The 15,509-nt window shown below is 49.5% G+C and carries 15 protein-coding genes, 3 tRNA genes and 1 pseudogene; 5 read left to right on the forward strand and 14 right to left on the reverse strand.

The features are described from left to right. The 9 genes and pseudogenes from QZ105_RS08215 to QZ105_RS08255 form a co-directional block, all read right to left on the reverse strand. The coding region (locus QZ105_RS08215; RefSeq protein WP_293729422.1) for a pyrroline-5-carboxylate reductase at positions 1 to 647 on the reverse strand (647 nt) is incomplete at its 3' end. Beyond that, positions 635 to 1,195 (reverse strand): cell division protein SepF, encoded by a 561-nt coding sequence (sepF, locus tag QZ105_RS08220; protein ID WP_293729424.1) that lies wholly within the window; start codon positions 1,193 to 1,195, stop codon positions 635 to 637. The genes sepF and QZ105_RS08215, both read right to left, overlap by 13 nt. A 25-nt stretch (positions 1,196 to 1,220) precedes the next feature. Beyond that, positions 1,221 to 1,922: a YggS family pyridoxal phosphate-dependent enzyme gene (locus tag QZ105_RS08225; protein ID WP_366936025.1), complete on the reverse strand. Its 702-nt coding sequence runs from the start codon at positions 1,920 to 1,922 to the stop codon at positions 1,221 to 1,223. A 267-nt stretch (positions 1,923 to 2,189) separates the two neighbouring features. After that, a pseudogene (locus tag QZ105_RS08230) lies at positions 2,190 to 2,351 on the reverse strand (sodium:alanine symporter family protein); the annotation flags it as partial. Further along, the gene (locus tag QZ105_RS08235; RefSeq protein WP_293729430.1) at positions 2,342 to 2,476 is read right to left on the reverse strand and encodes a hypothetical protein; all 135 of its coding nucleotides are present in this window, start codon (positions 2,474 to 2,476) and stop codon (positions 2,342 to 2,344) included. The pseudogene QZ105_RS08230 and the gene QZ105_RS08235, both read right to left, overlap by 10 nt. Positions 2,477 to 2,520: 44 nt before the next feature. Continuing rightward, entirely contained in the window at positions 2,521 to 3,525 is a 1,005-nt protein-coding gene (locus QZ105_RS08240) for a TAXI family TRAP transporter solute-binding subunit (protein ID WP_293729432.1), read from the reverse strand. A 61-nt stretch (positions 3,526 to 3,586) separates the two neighbouring features. Then, a complete protein-coding gene (locus QZ105_RS08245) occupies positions 3,587 to 5,530 on the reverse strand; it encodes a TRAP transporter permease (RefSeq protein ID WP_293729434.1) in 1,944 nt (647 codons plus the stop codon). A 192-nt stretch (positions 5,531 to 5,722) separates the two neighbouring features. Then, positions 5,723 to 6,493, reverse strand: a complete 771-nt coding sequence (locus QZ105_RS08250; RefSeq protein ID WP_293729435.1) for a heparan-alpha-glucosaminide N-acetyltransferase domain-containing protein — start codon at positions 6,491 to 6,493, stop codon at positions 5,723 to 5,725. A 123-nt stretch (positions 6,494 to 6,616) separates the two neighbouring features. Next, positions 6,617 to 7,696, reverse strand: a complete 1,080-nt coding sequence (locus tag QZ105_RS08255) for a substrate-binding domain-containing protein (protein WP_293729436.1) — start codon at positions 7,694 to 7,696, stop codon at positions 6,617 to 6,619. A 321-nt stretch (positions 7,697 to 8,017) separates the two neighbouring features. On the opposite strand from QZ105_RS08255, the gene QZ105_RS08260 reads away from it, so the two are divergent. Together QZ105_RS08260 and QZ105_RS08265 are read left to right on the forward strand one after the other, a co-directional pair. Continuing rightward, positions 8,018 to 8,091 (forward strand) — tRNA-Gln (locus QZ105_RS08260). Between the two features lie 3 nt (positions 8,092 to 8,094). Further along, positions 8,095 to 8,169 (forward strand) — tRNA-Glu (locus QZ105_RS08265). Between the two features lie 230 nt (positions 8,170 to 8,399). On the opposite strand, the gene QZ105_RS08270 is transcribed toward QZ105_RS08265, so the two are convergent. Continuing rightward, positions 8,400 to 8,723, reverse strand: a complete 324-nt coding sequence (locus QZ105_RS08270; protein ID WP_293729437.1) for a type II toxin-antitoxin system Phd/YefM family antitoxin — start codon at positions 8,721 to 8,723, stop codon at positions 8,400 to 8,402. Positions 8,724 to 9,077: 354 nt separating this feature from the next. On the opposite strand from QZ105_RS08270, the gene lgt reads away from it, so the two are divergent. Both lgt and QZ105_RS08280 read left to right on the forward strand, forming a co-directional pair. Beyond that, positions 9,078 to 9,902, forward strand: coding sequence for a prolipoprotein diacylglyceryl transferase (lgt, locus tag QZ105_RS08275; RefSeq protein WP_293729438.1), 825 nt, complete (start codon positions 9,078 to 9,080; stop codon positions 9,900 to 9,902). Positions 9,903 to 9,970: 68 nt separating this feature from the next. After that, a tRNA-Arg gene (locus tag QZ105_RS08280) sits at positions 9,971 to 10,047 on the forward strand. 57 nt (positions 10,048 to 10,104) lie between these two features. Here QZ105_RS08280 and QZ105_RS08285 read toward each other — a convergent pair. Continuing rightward, positions 10,105 to 11,097, reverse strand: coding sequence for an IS30 family transposase (locus tag QZ105_RS08285; RefSeq protein ID WP_293729440.1), 993 nt, complete (start codon positions 11,095 to 11,097; stop codon positions 10,105 to 10,107). A gap of 203 nt (positions 11,098 to 11,300) precedes the next feature. Here QZ105_RS08285 and QZ105_RS08290 point away from each other — a divergent pair, with 203 nt between their 5' ends. Beyond that, positions 11,301 to 11,801, forward strand: a complete 501-nt coding sequence (locus QZ105_RS08290) for a PepSY domain-containing protein (protein ID WP_293729442.1) — start codon at positions 11,301 to 11,303, stop codon at positions 11,799 to 11,801. Between the two features lie 112 nt (positions 11,802 to 11,913). Here the strand turns inward: QZ105_RS08290 and QZ105_RS08295 are convergent, their stop codons facing one another. The 3 genes from QZ105_RS08295 to QZ105_RS08305 form a co-directional block, all read right to left on the reverse strand. Continuing rightward, positions 11,914 to 13,047, reverse strand: a complete 1,134-nt coding sequence (locus QZ105_RS08295; RefSeq protein WP_293729444.1) for a CoA transferase — start codon at positions 13,045 to 13,047, stop codon at positions 11,914 to 11,916. An 18-nt stretch (positions 13,048 to 13,065) separates the two neighbouring features. Next, positions 13,066 to 14,289 (reverse strand): class I SAM-dependent rRNA methyltransferase, encoded by a 1,224-nt coding sequence (locus QZ105_RS08300; RefSeq protein ID WP_293729446.1) that lies wholly within the window; start codon positions 14,287 to 14,289, stop codon positions 13,066 to 13,068. 270 nt (positions 14,290 to 14,559) lie between these two features. After that, positions 14,560 to 15,381, reverse strand: coding sequence for a MetQ/NlpA family ABC transporter substrate-binding protein (locus tag QZ105_RS08305; protein WP_293729448.1), 822 nt, complete (start codon positions 15,379 to 15,381; stop codon positions 14,560 to 14,562). Positions 15,382 to 15,509: the final 128 nt, after the last annotated feature.

Raw genomic sequence — 15,509 nt, forward strand, 5'->3', positions numbered from 1 at the left:
CCGGCCAGCGTCTGGGCCGCCAGCTTAATGGCCAGCGCTCTGGGCAGGCCCGCGCGCACGCCGGCGTCGGCCAGCGCGTCGATAATCACGAAGCAATAGCCCGGCCCGCAGCCGGAAATAGCCGAAATAGCGTCGATAGCGCTTTCGTCAACAAATTCAATTTCACCGCAGGAGCCGAAAATAGCCGCTGCGTCCCGCCTCATAGCTTCCGTTAACCGCTCGGCGCAGCACAGCGCCATGCCCGCGCCCACGGCCAGCGGAGTGTTGGGCATGGTGCGGATTACGGGGAACCCCGGCGCATAGCGGTGCAGCTGCTCCAGCGTTACGCTGCCCATAATGGACAGCACCCAGGAGTCCTTTTTCATCGCCGCAGCCAGCTCCGGCGTTAAAGCGACGGGCGCTACCTGGGGCTTCACGGCGAAAATAACCAGGTCGGCCCCGGCCACAGCCGCCGCGTTATCGGTCATGGCCTGTACGCCGTAGCTTTCCTTTAAATAATTGCAGCGCTTCTGCGTGCGGTTGCCCACGCTGATAGCTTCGGCAGGCAGCAGGCCCCCGGCGATAATGCCCTTGATAATGGCTTCGGCCATAGCGCCGCCGCCTACGAAGGCTAATTTTTTAACGGATAAAGCCTTTATTTTTTCCATGGCTGCTCTCCTTTATCGTCATACATTTCCTCACCGGCGTCAATATCCACGTTCTTGGGCGCGCACACCAAAATATTGCGTCCCAGCTTGCGCATACTGCCGCCCAAAGCGTAAATCGTGCCGCTGATAAAATCGGTCATGCGCTTAGCCACCACGTTGTCCGTGTTTTGGAAGTTTACTACCACGGGCTTGCTGCTGCGCAGGTAGTCGGCAATTTTCTGCGAATCGTCGAAGCTCACGGGCTCCAGCACCACCACGCTGACCATCTTGTTGGCCACGGGCAGGTTCAGCGTGCGGCTGCCCATTTTATTTTCCTCCGGCTTGGCCGCGCTCTGCGGTTTCTTAAAGCTCAGCAGCGGCTTCTTTTCCTTGGCCGGGGCAGGAGCGGCAGACGGATTCGCCGCGGTTACGTTCTTCTGCCGGAAAAGCGTGCCGCTCTCCTTGGGTTCTTCCTTCGGCAGGGGTTTTTTCAATTCCAGCTCCTCGTCCAGAAGCTCCTCCTCGTCATATAAGCTTAAAGCGTCCATAATACGGTCGATAAATTTCATATATTCACCAGCTTTACATAAATTTTTAGAATTTCAGACTATAATCGCGCTGACCAAAAAGCGCCGTGCCTACGCGGACGCAGTTGGCGCCCTCCTCGACGGCGATAATATAATCGCCGCTCATGCCCATGGAAAGAATATCCACCTCTGGGCGCTGCTCCTTTAAACGGGCAAAAGCGCGATAACCGGCGGCAAATACCGGCCGCGTTTCTTCCACATCGTCGCACTTCTGCGCAATGACCATCAGCCCCCGCAGGCGCACGTTTTTATAAGCCGCCAGCCTGGGCAGCAGGGCTAAATAATCCTCCCGTCCGAGACCGCTCTTTTGCTCCTCATGGGCGATGTTCAGCTGCAGCAAAATATCCTGCACCTTGCCGATGCGCTCGGCCTCTTTATTCACTGCCGCCAGCAAATGCTCGCTGTCCACCGATTCGATAAGGTCGAACAAGGCCACGGCCTGCCGTGCCTTATTGCTCTGCAAATGGCCGATTAAATGCCAGGTTCCCTGCTTGCCTAGGGCCTCCTGCTTATGCTTGGCTTCCTGCACGCGGTTTTCGCCAATGTTCCGCACGCCCAGGGCCAGGGCTTCCGTAATCACCTCCGGCGGATGATTTTTCGTCACTGCCACCAAGGTCACCTCGCCGCCCGTAAGCCAGTCCTTATGCTCGCGCCGGGCAACAGCGTCCGCTATCTGCTTTTGTACTAATTTTAAATTATCAGCTAACAATTTCATTGCCTCCCACTCACCGGCGAATTTACAGCAAAGATTGCTTTCTGCAATTACCAAAACGGTTTGCCGCCCAAGGGCGAACTGCGCCATTCTTATCATATTATTTTAGCATATCTGCTTGCGCTTTGTCTATGAAACGCGGTCCCGGTGAAAATATTCGCCGGCAATTTTTTTCTTTCGTCCGATATCCCCTGCTATACCGGTCGGTAAAAGCGCGAAAAAAATCACCGCCCCGAAAGACGGTGAAGGAAAATTTTCATGGCCTCAGTGCTGCTCCATGCCTAAAACAGCGCCACTAGCCTGCGCGATATGCTTTTTTCTGCTGTGAACTTTCTCCCAATACGCAAAATACAATTTCGTCTCGGCAAGCACCACGCCGCTCAAGCCCAGCAGAGTGATAAGATTCGGTATGGCCATCAAGCCGTTAAGATAGCGGCCGTATACAGCACGGGCACGCCGAAGGACACGTTAGTAATGGAAGTAATGGCGTTCACCTGCGTAAAGGTGCCGCTGTTGCGGGCGGTAAAAATCAACTGCAAAGCCTTGGGCAATTTTAAAACCTGCAGCAGGCCCAGGCGCAGCGGCAGCCAGCAAATTATTTCAGCACGCCAATTTCTTTATAATATTTTTCAGCGCCGGGATGCAGCGGCAGGTTGGCGATATCCTTAACGGCGTCGGCAGGCTTCAAGCCCTGCAGATTCTTCTGCGCCTTCCCCAATTCGTCGATGTGCTCCCAGAAGGATTTCGTCAGCTTATACACGGTGTCCTCGCTCAAATCGTGACGGCAGAACATAACCATTTTAATAGCGGAGGTTTGGATATCCTTATCCTGATTGGGATAGGTCTTGGCAGGAATGGTATATTTAGCGTACCAGGGATATTTAGCCTTCAAAGCTTCCAGTGTTTGGTCGTCGATTTCCACCAGCTGGCAGTTAGCTGTCAAAGCCTGGGATACGGCTGCGGCAGGAGCGCCGGACATAATCCACGCGCCGTCCAAGGTGCCGTTTTGCAGCATATCGGCGGCAGGGCCGAAGGCAATCAGCTCGGCTTTAATATCCTCCGGGAATTTCATGCCCACGGTGGTAAAATGGTTCTCGCATTCGTTGTAAACGGAAGAACCGGCAGCGGCTACGGCAAAATGCTTGCCCTTAACGTCGGCCAGAGTTTTAATGCCGGAGTTTTTCGTAACGACAACCTGATTCGGGTTCATGTACAGGCCGCCGATAACTTTTAAATCTTTGTAGGCATGGTCCTTAAAGCTGTCGGTACCGTTCAGGCATTGCAGCACGTTGGAGCTGATGGCGATGGAAACCTGCGCTTCGTTTCCGGCAACCATATTCAGGTTGGCGATACCGCCTGCGGAAGCCTGGCTGGCAGCCTGCACTCCCGGAACATTTTTTGTCCAGTTGTTGGTAATAGCGGCGCCAACTGCATACAAAGCGCCGGAAGCGCCTGCGGTCGGGAAGTTAATCTTCACAATTTTTTCCGGAGCCTTAGCGGCCTCCTTCTTTTCGCCGCCGCAGCCAGCGATTGCACCGGCCATCATGGTAACTGCCAAAGCAACGCAGGCCAGCTTTTTGAATTTAGCAAATGATTTCATAAAATCCTCTCCCTTTGAAAATTTTATTATTGAGCCTTCACCTGAAGGCAAGGTAAACAGATTATTTTTTACGCACAAGCTGCACGCCCGCTACGGCGGCAAAGACGGCGATACCGATAGCGTCCGTCAGCACGCCGGGGTACAGCAGCGTCGGCGCCAAGGCGATTAAAATTACGCGCTCCAAAATATTGCAGCGCTTGATGAGCCAGCCCTCCAGCCCGGCTACCAAGCCAGCCGTGCCCAGCAAAGCCGTGAACACGGCCCAAAGCGTGGCATACATGGTGGCGTCGGGGTCCACGCCGATGAGCAGCACCGGATTATCTAGGAAAAAGAACGGTATAATGAAACCGATAATGCCCAGGCGCATAGCCCACAGGCCCGTTTTCGTCTGGTCGGACCCGGCAATTCCCGACGCCACGTAGGCGCTGATGGCTACGGGCGGCGTAATATTGGACAGGCAGGCGTAAATCAGGCAGAACAAATGCGAGGTCAGCGGCAGAACGCCCGCGTCGATAAGCACGGGCACGGCTACGGCCTGCACGATTACGTAAGCCGCCACGCCCGGCACTCCCATGCCCAAAATCGTGGACATAATCATTACCAAAAAGCCCGTCAGGTAAATATTATTATTTTCCACCAGATAGAGAATCAAATAGCCCATGTTCAAGCCCATACTGGTCAGCGTTACCGTGCCGATAATGACGCCGATGATAACGCAGCACACGCCGACGGAAACAGCGCCCTTCGCGCCCTCCACCGTAGCGTCCAGAATTTTTTGCGGCGTCATGCGTGTTTCCTTGCGCAGCCAGCTGGCGGCGATAGTGCCGAAAATGGAAAAGACCGCCGCGTATAAAGGCGTATAACCAGCGAACATCAACCCGATAAGCATCACCAGCGGGATAACCAGATGGCCCTGCTCCTTCACTACCTTCATCGCGTTGGGAATATTTTCTTTGGACAAGCCGGACAGCCCCAGGCGCATCGCCTCGAAATGCACGGCCATTAAAAGGCCCACGTAATACAAAAGCGCCGGAACAATGGCCGCCAGCATAACCTTCGTATAGCTGATGCCCAAAAATTCCGCCATGACGAAGCCCACGGCGCCCATAATTGGCGGGCAGAATTGGCCGCCGGTAGAAGCCACCGCCTCAACGGCTCCGGCAAATTCTTTTTTGTAACCCGTTTGCTTCATCAAAGGAATCGTAATCGTGCCCGTCGTCGCTACGTTGGCTACGGCGGAGCCGTTAATCATGCCCATAAGCGCGGAAGCCAACACGGCAACCTTCGCCGGACCACCGGGAGTCTGCCCCACCAGCGTCAGCGAAAAGTCGTTGATGAATTTGGAAAAGCCGCTGTATTTCAAATAAGCGCCAAAAAGTACGAACAGAAAAATATAAGTGGCGGATACGCCGATACCGGTGCCAAGTACGCCCTGCGTGCCCCAGAATTGCGTAATCAGCACACGCTTGAGCGTAAAGCCGTTATGCCCCAGATAGCCCGGCAAATATTCGCCGAACCAGTTGTAGCCCAAAAACAGCAGCGCCAGCACCGCCAAATTTCCGGAAGCACGGCGAGCCGCTTCAAACACAACCAGCAGGGCCGCGCCTGCAATAACAACCTCAAAATCGTCGATGCGGCCGCCCGTCATAGCGATACGCGGAAAATTCAAAATCAGATACGTAAAGCTGCCGACGCCCACGGCGATAAGCAGCATATCCCACACCGGCGGCAGACTGCGCAGCCGCTTTTCTTTTTTATATGTAGGAAAAAGCAAAAAGGTAAAAACTAACAGGAATATACAATGGATAGCGCGCAGGTTGATGGCGCTGATAGCGCCCAAAGTTGTAAAGTACAGCTGAAAGGCAGCCCAAACGCACAGCAGCCCGACTATCAGCTTATTCAGAGGCCCTTTATAGGTACGCATACGCGCATCGGATTCCTTTTCCTCCAGCAGAGCCTGCGCCTTTTTATCTAAAACCTCCTGCGAAGCTTGCTTTTCACTCATACTATTTCTCTCCCTTGAAAACAATGTATTTGTAATTCAGTGCAACAGTCCTGTTAATTATACACCTTTTTTACTAAACTTTCACGTATTTTTTAATAATTTTATCACTGCTTATATTTATGTGTTCGTGCCGCAAACAGCAAAGCCCAAGCGCGTGCAGCAAGAAGCAATTTAGTCAAATATCGAAAACGCTCAGGCCGCAAAATACATGATAACTGCCGCCAAAGGCAAACACACTAGCTGGTGCAGCAGATAAATCATCAGCGTATGCCGCCCGGCAGCCGTTACCAGCGGCAGCTCGCCAACAGCCAGCCGTTCCGGCGTTCCGCGCTCCTCACAGTAAGCGTACAAATAATAGCCAAAAATAAACATGCCCATCCACGGCAGCAGCGGAAAATAATCGCTGGAATAAAAGCCAGGATAAGGAAAGCCCAGCGGCAGCAAAATTTTACTTTCGTATAAAATATCCGGCATCGCCGTCGACCATAACGCGCTCAGGCCCACTGCGCCGTCAGCAACATCGCGGAAGAAAAGAAACGCCAGCAAGCTCAGCGCCATACCGAAAGGCGACGGCAGTTTATCAAACAGCTCGCTTAACGGCAACATTAATAAGGCGGCGCAGCCCATAAAATTAAGCATACCAAACAAAATAATCTGCGACGGCATAAACGCCAAGGTAAGCAACGTAATCAGCAACCCCAACAGGTTGAGCTGCATGCCCCGGCGCAGGCAGGACTTTTTCCCTAAGCGCCAGACGAACCCCGAAACCATAATGAACAAGCAGCAGGTTCCCTCCTGCCACAGCTCCACTACAGGACGCTTTACCCAAGTCGGCTCCAGGCCGAACACTACATTTAAATCATACAAAAAATGGTACAGGACCACGCCCATGATGGCGGCGCCGCGTATAGTATCTATTAAAAAATAGCGCGCACGCCTTCGCGTTGTATTTTCTCGTTCCATCCTATTTTCCCCGTTTTGTATCAAACTGCGTAGTGATAGTTTAACACAAGCGGCGGCTTTTGCCAAAAGAAATCGGCGCAGGTTGCCTGTTCGCCGCCTGCGCCTGAGTTAATACTTTAGTATTTATTTTTTATGTCTCGTTTCAAAATCCTTGTGATTGCTGATATTTACTACCTCTACGCCGGTATCCACGTCAGCCTGCGCCAGCTTTTCGCCCTTAGCCATAGCGACGGCCGCCTTTACGCCCTCCATAGCCATTTGATATTGATTCTGCGCAATAGAAACGGCCTTTAAGTCCGGGTCGGCAATCAATTCGGCGATTTCTTTAGAATAGTCGAAGCCAACCAGCATAACGTCCTTGCGTTTACTATTTTTAACGGCGTTAGAAGTAGCCACGGCAGCGTGGTTATTGCAGGCTATAAAACCCTTCAAATCAGAAATATTGGCCATAGCTTCTTCGCCCAGCTTCGTGGACAAATCCTTATCGCCAAAGTCAACCAGCACCTTGGAGTCCAGCTTCCAGGCAGCGGGAGCGTTAGCCTTCCAATAAGCGTTGATGCCTTCCACACGTTCTACCATGTTCTGGCTGGTCAAGCTGCTGACCTTAATAGCAATAGTAGCGTTAGCGGTTTCTTTGACGCCATTGTCGCGCAGCAATTTCAGCATTTCGGCAGCGGCCTCAGTGCCTGCCACATAGTTATTAGTCATAAAGGCGGCGTCAAAGCTTTTGCTATTTAAACCGGTATCTATCAAAACTAAAGGAAGCTGTTTCTTTTGTACGGCTTCTGCTGTAGGAATCAGCTTCAGGCTGTCGGACGGTGCCAGAATAACTGCGTCCGCTTTTTTATCTCCCAACTCCTCCAGCATGGACCTTTGCGTTTCCCAATCCATTTCTTTAAAGGGGCCGCCCACATACACATTGCAATCGGCAGCGTCGCCGCCAGCCTTCAAGCCGTTGACTACCTCCTGCCAGTAATCTCCCTTAATGACTTTAATTACAGCATAAACATTTTTGCGACCTTCCTTAATTTCGGTAACAGGCATAAAATCCTGCTTTACTTCGGCCTTGCTGGCTTTATCCGCCAACATTTGCTGCATGCTGGCCGGAGCGTTGGCGTCCTTTTGCTCCTGGCCGCATCCGGCAATGAAAGAGCTCAGACTGAATGCCAAAAGCCCGACCATAAGTTTAGATACTAATTTCATACTTAGCCCTCCTATTTAATTCCGTTTTATAATTAAGTATACGCGACTTAATCTCGTATCTTTAATCATCATATCACATATTTAATTGTAACTCTTACTATTAGACTTGTCAAGAACTCAGCCGAACAAATTCTAAAATCTGTTCAGATATTCATATATTAACATAAACCGCCTCTTTTGTAAATTACCAAAGCATCGCCAAAGCCGCTAAAATAATTTCACAAAAAAATCTGCACAAAATTATTATTTTTTCTCAAAAAGGGCTTGCCAAATTCTTTGAAACCTGCTATAATTTTCATTGTTCTGATGAACACCAAGTACTCCGGGATGGTGTAATGGTAGCACAAGTGACTCTGGATCATTCGGTCTGGGTTCGAGTCCTAGTCCCGGAGCCAAATGGCGCCATGGTCAAGCGGCTAAGACGTCGCCCTCTCAAGGCGAAATCCGGGGTTCGATTCCCCGTGGCGCTACCACGAATAGGAAAACGCTGAGATTCAAATGAATTTCAGCGTTTATTTTATTTACGATGACTTTCACGTCAAGCGAACTAAAAAAGCAGCAAAAATTAAATTATCACTATAAAAATACAAGGCAATAAATTTCTTTGCCTTGTATTTTTGTATGCCTATTCTCTTACAATGTAGTCTGGAGTTGACCGTGAGTCTTGTAGATTCCTCTTCTTGAGTAAATACTACTTCCCAATTCATTCAAATTCAACCTCATCAAAATCAGAGGTATCTATTTCATCGACACCATATTTTTTATAAACTTCATCAGCAGTCACAGTATTTTTTAAATCAAAGGATTCCATGCGTTTAGCAGCAACAGCAGCCAACTTCGCATCTTCAGCCAATTCTATAAGGCGAATGTATTCGTTTGGAGCCAACAAAACACATTCAGCACAATTATTTTTCATAACAACCCTAGCGCCTTTTTCTTTTACTTCAGCAAAAATTTTACCAGCCATGCCTCTATTAAACTGACTAATAGGTATGGTATCCAAAATCGCACTAGCAACATTAGACATATTTATTACCTCCTTCACATTTCTATCTACATATAATAATACCATCCTCTAATAAAAAGTCAAGAAATTTATCAGTTAATCCACCAATAAATATCTCTACAAATATCTTTCCTATCGCAATTTTCTTTCATACTATCTTAATCAGTTTGTCAAGGTTCTACTATACATTCTACAAAAACTAATTAATAAAATTCACGCATTTTTATCGCTAGCTCCTAAACCTGCGGTAATAGCAACAAAAGTCACAAGATTATCGCTGATAAATCGGGCCAAATATGTTACAATAAAATTCTAAACAGTAAAATAAAGCTGCCGTTAAAAATTACGGCGACTTTACATAACAAGGAGGTAACTATGCATCAATATTTATTTTTCATAGGCGATTTCCCCGTGCGCATGTACGGCCTGATACTTTGCACAGCAATTTTTCTGGCGACGGGCACGGCCTACTTTTTAGCCAAGCAGGACGGCCGCTGGCACCAGCACGTTTTGGACATCGGTATTTACGGCGGCTTTGCCGGACTCATCGGCGGCCGCTTATGGGACGTATTCTTTTTCGATTGGGATTATTACAGCGAGCATCTGCTGGAAATTCCCTTTGTCTGGCAGGGCGGCATGGCGGTGCAGGGCGGTATGCTGGCAGGCATCGCCGCAGGCGTAGCCTACTGCAAGCTGCACGATATCGACTGGGTAACCTTCGGCGACATCGTATCCCCTTCCCTGCTCATCGGCCAGGCTATCGGACGCATGGCGAACCTGCTCAACGGCGACGCCTTCGGCACGCCTACAGGAGGTAATTTCGGCCTGCTGTACCCGGAAGGAACGCTGGCCTATAAAACCTACGGCCCCGTGCCGCTTTGGCCTGCCGAAGTCTGGGAAGGACAGCTGGACGTCGTAATCTTCGCTATGCTGCTGCTTTTCCGCACCACTAAGCACGCCCGCGGCCAAGCGCTGTGTATGTACGCTATGCTTTATTCCATAGTCCGCTTCTTTTTGGAAATGCTGCGCGGCGATTACGCCGAGCCTTGGCTGTTCGGGCTAAAGTCGGCCCAAGCTACCAGTCTCGTCTTCTTCCTCTTTGCTCTGACCTGCTTCATTTACTGCGGCTGGGCGGAAAGACGCGCCAATGCTGCCAAACAAAACAGCAAAAGCAAAAAGCCAACGTCAAATAAATTATAAAAAAACATTGACAAATCTATTTCCTTTCGCTATAATATCAATGTTGCTTGAAACAAGCGCAATCTTGTGACTCCATAGCTCAGCTGGATAGAGCGTTTGACTACGAATCAAAAGGTCGCAGGTTCGAATCCTGCTGGGGCCACCATTTAAAATATTCGCTGTGCACCATTTTCGTGCGCAGCTTTTTTATTGCCTTGAATTGTCAAGTCAAGTGCAACGCTACATCGAAGAAAACCTCATAGGGAGATTTCCAACCGAGGCATTTGCGGGGACGTCGATTTAGTTTTGCGGTGAATGTGGTGAAGTAACTTTCATCGAAAGTTTCAAGATCAACAGATTTGGGACAATACTCTCGGATCAGTCCGTTCGTATTTTCGTTTGTCCCTCTCTCCCACGGTGCGTGAGGCTTGGGGAAATAGAACGGAAGGCCCTTCATTGCTTCTGTAATTTCTGAATGTCGAGAGAACTCTTTGCCTCTGTCTGGCGTAACTGAAGACACTTTGTCATCTGGGAGCTGCTGTAAGAGTTCAATGATTCCGTCTCTGACAAAGACAGAGTTTTTCTTTGGAATCTTCCTGAGGAGAAGAAAGCGAGACTTTCTATCTGTAAGCGTAATCATGCACGAAGAGCCTGTTTTTCCTGATACAGTGTCGGCTCCCCAATGACCGAATGCACTTCGCTCATTCGCTTCTTGAGGCCGTTCTTCAATGGGATTGCTGATTTTTAGCTTGCCTCTGGTTTCTTCGGTTCCTTTTTTATGACGGGTTTTGCCGCGGTGACGCAGTTTGCGAACAACTCCACGTTCGCCATGAGACAGTTTCTTTTCGTCCAGCATTCTGGCGTAAATTGCACGATATATCGTTGAGTAGCTTACATGGATAGCATTCCCTTCTGCTTTCAGTCGTTTGGCTATTTGCTCAGGCGACCATTGTTCTTCCAGAAAGAGCCTTTTCACAACGGCCTTTGCGTTAGGATATGCCAATATCTTCTTTCGACAACAACGCTTTCTTCTACGCCGATACTTTTTTTCGGCCTGTGATGGCGAATATTCGTTCTTTGTTTGATTTCGTTTCAACTCTCTGCTGATTGTTGAAGCCGATCTTCCAAGGGCTGTCGCTATCGCTCGGATTCCTTTTCCTTCGCCTCGCATAAACAGTATACTTTCTCGCTCTTCTATGCTAAGATAGTGATTCATAGCCGTCTCCTTTTCTGGTAGTCCGCAAATACCATTTTAAAGGTTCTTCGGCTATGAGTCACTATTTCTTTTTTCTGTTGCACTTAGATTGTAAATTCAAGGCTTTAAAACGGCTTTTGCTTCACAGTTTTTTCACTTGACTAATTCATACTATTTTAGTAAAATTTAATCAAGAAAAAATTAGCTTTAAAGGAGGCTTACCTATGAAAAAAATAGCCGCTATCATCACTGCCGGTTTGGCAACCCTCGCTATTTCCGTTACTGCTTTTGCAGCTTCTTTAATCAGCGCGGACGAAGCTCTTGCTATCGCCCAGAAAGAAGTGCCTGCAACCAGCACTCATATCTATACTAAAGCAGAAAATCTGAAACATTATCATCCGTTATATGAAGTAAAATTCTATGACAATACCACCAATACTGAATATGAGGTTGAGGTTCTGCAGGCCACCGGTGCTATCAAAGAGTTTTCCATGGATATTAAAACTCAGATTGGCAGCACCAAAATTATCCTTTCTGCCAACGACGTACAAGCTATCGTTGCTAAAGAATATCCCGACGCCAGAATTTATAAGCTGGAATTAGATAACGACGACGGCCTTTATGAATACGAAGTAAAATTCCACACTCCCGCTCTGCGCGGCGAAATGACCATTAACCCCGAAACCGGCGTTATTATGGAAAAAGACTTAAAATACAAAATCTAAGCTTAAACGACAAAAATCCGCTGCCCAGCAGCGGATTTTTTATTTACTCGTTTACAGTTGTTAAGCTGCGCAGCAGCCGTGTTGAAAATTTTTTCAAAATGTTTTCGCACGCTTATTTTACACCCGGCAAGCCGTTTAAAATTTCTTCATTATCTTCGCCTAAGCGCGGCGCTCTTTTGCGCAGGCTGGCAGGTGTTTTGCTCAGCTTCATAGCGAAGCCAAGCTGCCGGTATTCTCCCAGTTCCTCGTCCTTCACCGTCAGCACCATCTCGTTGGCTTTGGTCTGCTCCGCCGCCACGGCTTCGGCAAAATCCAGCACCGGCGTCACGCAGGTATCCTGTCCTGCCAAAAGCTGCGACCATTCCTCCAAGGTGCGCTTGGCAAATTCCTGCTGCAATTGCTGCATCAGATACGGATGCTTAGTATTATCGTCCACTAAGTCCACCATATCCTCACGCTCCAGTACCGAACACAAATTGCGCCAGAATTTCTTTTCCAAACAGCCTACGGAAAGATAACGATGGTCCTTGGTTTCATAAATATTATAGTTAGCGTTAGCGCCCGTCAGCCAGTTATTGCCCCGCTGCGCCACAACGCCGCTGCCGAAATACAGGCTCGCCGCGCCGGGCATCAGCGTCATAGCAACATTGTACAGCGAAATATCTATTTCCTGCCCCTCGCCCGTGGCCTGCGCATGACGCAGCGCAATCATAATACTCATACCTGCCGCCAAAGCCGCGTTCATATCAGCCATGAGCACGCCGGGGATAGCAGGCTTGCCCTCAGCTTCGCCGCTCATAGCCGTAATCCCGGCCAGACTCACATAGCCGATATCATGGTCGGCCTGCTTCGCTAACGGCCCCTTGGAGCCATAGCCGGTCAGAGAGCAGTAAATAATTTTAGGATTGACCTTGCTGGCAGCGGCGTAATCCACGCCCAACTTTTGCAGCACGCCGGGACGGTAGCTTTCCACAACCACCTCGGCAGTCTTTACCAGCTCCAAAAAGGCTTGCTTGCCGCCCTCGCTTTTTAAATCCAGCGTCACGCTTTTTTTATTGCGGTTCAGCTGCAAATGCCAGTAGCCGAAATTCTTTAAAAAGGGCGGAAAGCTGCGGGAATAATCGCCCTTGCCGGGCTCCTCGATTTTAATGACCTCTGCGCCGAAATCGGCCAGCAGCATGGTGCAGTACGGCCCCGGCAGCAGCCGCGACATATCCAGCACCCGAATACCCTCTAACGCCAGCATAAGCATACCCTCCTTCGCTTAAACGACCTGGAAAATATAAAATTTAAGATAATTAGTTTCCGGCACGGACCACAGAATCGGATGATCCGGCGCCTGCTGCCGCGCTTCAATCTGCCGCAAAGACACATTGGCGTCCTTAGCCGCCTCCCTGAGCATTTCCACAAAATATTCTTCCTTCATAAAATGCGAGCAGGAGCAGGTAGCCAAATAGCCGCCGCGGGGCAGCAGCTTCATAGCCTTCAAATTTATTTCCTTGTAGCCGCGGATAGCGTTTTTCACCGTGCTGCCGGATTTAGTAAAGGCCGGCGGGTCGAGAATGATAAAATCATACTCCCGCGAATGCTTATTGACCAGCTCGCTGAGCAGATCGAAAACATTGGCCTGCAAGCCATGCATCACATCACCGTAGCCATTGATAGCTGCGTTATGGTCGGCCATCTGCACAGCCTCCGCGCTTATATCCACCGCGGTAACGGAAGCCGCGCCGCCCTGCGCCGCGTTCAAAGCAAAGGAGCCCGTGTGCGTAAAGCAGTCCAGCACATGCTTGCCTTGGGCAATTTTAGCGATGGCCTGACGGTTGTACTTCTGGTCTAAAAAGAAGCCTGTTTTTTGTCCATTTTCCACATCCACCGTATAGCGAATGCCGTTTTCTATAATCTCGGTTGCAGGCAGGCCCGGCTGCGACAGCAGCGGCGTGGCAAACCAATGCTTGCCCTCTTCCATGCCCTCCAGCAGGCGAATCTTCACGTCGTTGCGCTCAAAAATACCGCGGATCTCCTGCCCCATTTCCCGCAAAATTTTCAACAGCAGCTCAAACAGCAGCTGCTTACGCAGCTCGATGCCCAAGGACAGAGTCTGCGTCACCAGCAAATCATTAAAGCGGTCCACGGTCAAGCCGGGAAACATATCCGCTTCGCCAAAAATCAAGCGGCAGCATTGAAAATCCTGCTCGCCCATCACCGTGCGGCGATAATCCAAAGCGTAGCGCAGACGCCGTTCCCAAAAGGCTTCGTCAAATTTATCATTCGTATTCGTAGAAATAATACGTACTCTGATTTTCGACGTGTCATTAACAAAGCCTGTTCCCAAATACTTTCCCTTAGGCGTAACTACGTCTACCAAATCGCCGTTGACATAGCTGCCCTCCACATGGGTTACTTCCTCGCCGAACACCCAGGGATGGCCGCCGCGGGCTGCGCGCTCTCCCTTGGGCGTCAGATAAAATTTTGCATATTTACGCATGATTTACCTCGTCCATTTCTTCATAAATATTACTAAACGCGCTTGCAGGCGCTTTTTATAGCTTCTCACAGCAATTACCTTGCGAAAAACAAAGCGCTATGCTTAATTCAGCGGCTAAGCATAGCGCATAAATTATCCGTATTTAGTATATCACATCAGCCCTCAAGCTGTACAGGCACAGGCGCGGTAATCTCCAGGCTGTCCAGTGTCACGCATATATACTCCTTCATACAAAAAGTCCGGCCCACAGCCGGACTTTTACGCTTTTAATCAAAATGCCGGAACGACGGCGCCTTTATATTTTTCTTCGATAAATTTCTTTACCTCAGGAGATTGCAGAGCCTTCATCAGCTTTTGAATTTCCGGACGGCTCTCGTCACCCTTGCGTACTGCTACGATATTAGCATAGGGAGATTCCTTCGGCTCGGTGAACAAAGAATCCTTCACAGGGTTCAGCTTAGCCTCCATAGCAAAGTTGGAATTGATAACGGACAAATCGGTATCGTCCATGGAACGGGGCAGCAAAGCGGCCTCAATTTCGATGATCTGCAGCTTTTTATCGTTGCCGGTAATATCGCCTACGGTAGCCTTAACGCCTACGCCGTCCTTCAGCTTCAGCAGCTTAGCGCTTTCCAGCAAAGCTAAAGCGCGGCCTGCATTGGATGGGTCGTTCGGGATAGCGATTTTCGCGCCGTTAGGAATATCCTTCAAATCCTTAATCTTCTTGGAATAAATACCCATGGGCTCGATATGCACCTTGCCTGCGGAAATCAGCGGCATATTGCGCTCCTTGGCAAAGGTATCCAAATAGGGCTCGTGTTGGAAGAAATTAGCGTCCAGCTCCTTGTCGTTCAGAGCCATATTGGGCTTTACATAATCGCTGAATTCAATGATTTGCAGATCAACGCCTTCTTTAGCCAAAGCTGGCTTGATATCGTTAAGAATTTCAGCATGGGGCACAGCGGTAGCGCCAACCTTCAGCACAACCTTTGTGTCGGCGACGGGATCGGCCTTTTTGTCGCTGCCGCCGCAGCCTGCCGCTACAACAGCCAGGCTTACCAGCGCCAGCAGCGCGATAAATAATTTTTTCATGTTTTCTCACTCCTTAACACGACTTCAAGAATAGTATAAAGATATCTTATCCTACTCTTTTTGTCAACATTTTAATCGAGTAGGAGGCCGCCCATTATTTGAGCAGCCGACCTCTCACACCACCGTGC

It is taken from the genome of uncultured Phascolarctobacterium sp. (assembly GCF_905212365.1).
Taxonomy (GTDB): Bacteria; Bacillota; Negativicutes; order Acidaminococcales; family Acidaminococcaceae; genus Phascolarctobacterium_A.

Bases quoted from the DNA above. Each gene is read 5' to 3' on its own strand.
- sepF (WP_293729424.1), bottom strand. From the start codon at position 1,195: ATGAAATTTATCGACCGTATTATGGACGCTTTAAGCTTATATGACGAG.
- QZ105_RS08240 (WP_293729432.1), bottom strand. From the start codon at position 3,525: ATGAAATCATTTGCTAAATTCAAAAAGCTGGCCTGCGTTGCTTTGGCA.
- QZ105_RS08245 (WP_293729434.1), bottom strand. From the start codon at position 5,530: ATGAGTGAAAAGCAAGCTTCGCAGGAGGTTTTAGATAAAAAGGCGCAG.
- QZ105_RS08250 (WP_293729435.1), bottom strand. From the start codon at position 6,493: ATGGAACGAGAAAATACAACGCGAAGGCGTGCGCGCTATTTTTTAATA.
- QZ105_RS08255 (WP_293729436.1), bottom strand. From the start codon at position 7,696: ATGAAATTAGTATCTAAACTTATGGTCGGGCTTTTGGCATTCAGTCTG.
- QZ105_RS08270 (WP_293729437.1), bottom strand. From the start codon at position 8,723: ATGTCTAATGTTGCTAGTGCGATTTTGGATACCATACCTATTAGTCAG.
- lgt (WP_293729438.1), top strand. From the start codon at position 9,078: ATGCATCAATATTTATTTTTCATAGGCGATTTCCCCGTGCGCATGTAC.
- QZ105_RS08285 (WP_293729440.1), bottom strand. From the start codon at position 11,097: ATGAATCACTATCTTAGCATAGAAGAGCGAGAAAGTATACTGTTTATG.
- QZ105_RS08290 (WP_293729442.1), top strand. From the start codon at position 11,301: ATGAAAAAAATAGCCGCTATCATCACTGCCGGTTTGGCAACCCTCGCT.
- QZ105_RS08295 (WP_293729444.1), bottom strand. From the start codon at position 13,047: ATGCTGGCGTTAGAGGGTATTCGGGTGCTGGATATGTCGCGGCTGCTG.
- QZ105_RS08300 (WP_293729446.1), bottom strand. From the start codon at position 14,289: ATGCGTAAATATGCAAAATTTTATCTGACGCCCAAGGGAGAGCGCGCA.
- QZ105_RS08305 (WP_293729448.1), bottom strand. From the start codon at position 15,381: ATGAAAAAATTATTTATCGCGCTGCTGGCGCTGGTAAGCCTGGCTGTT.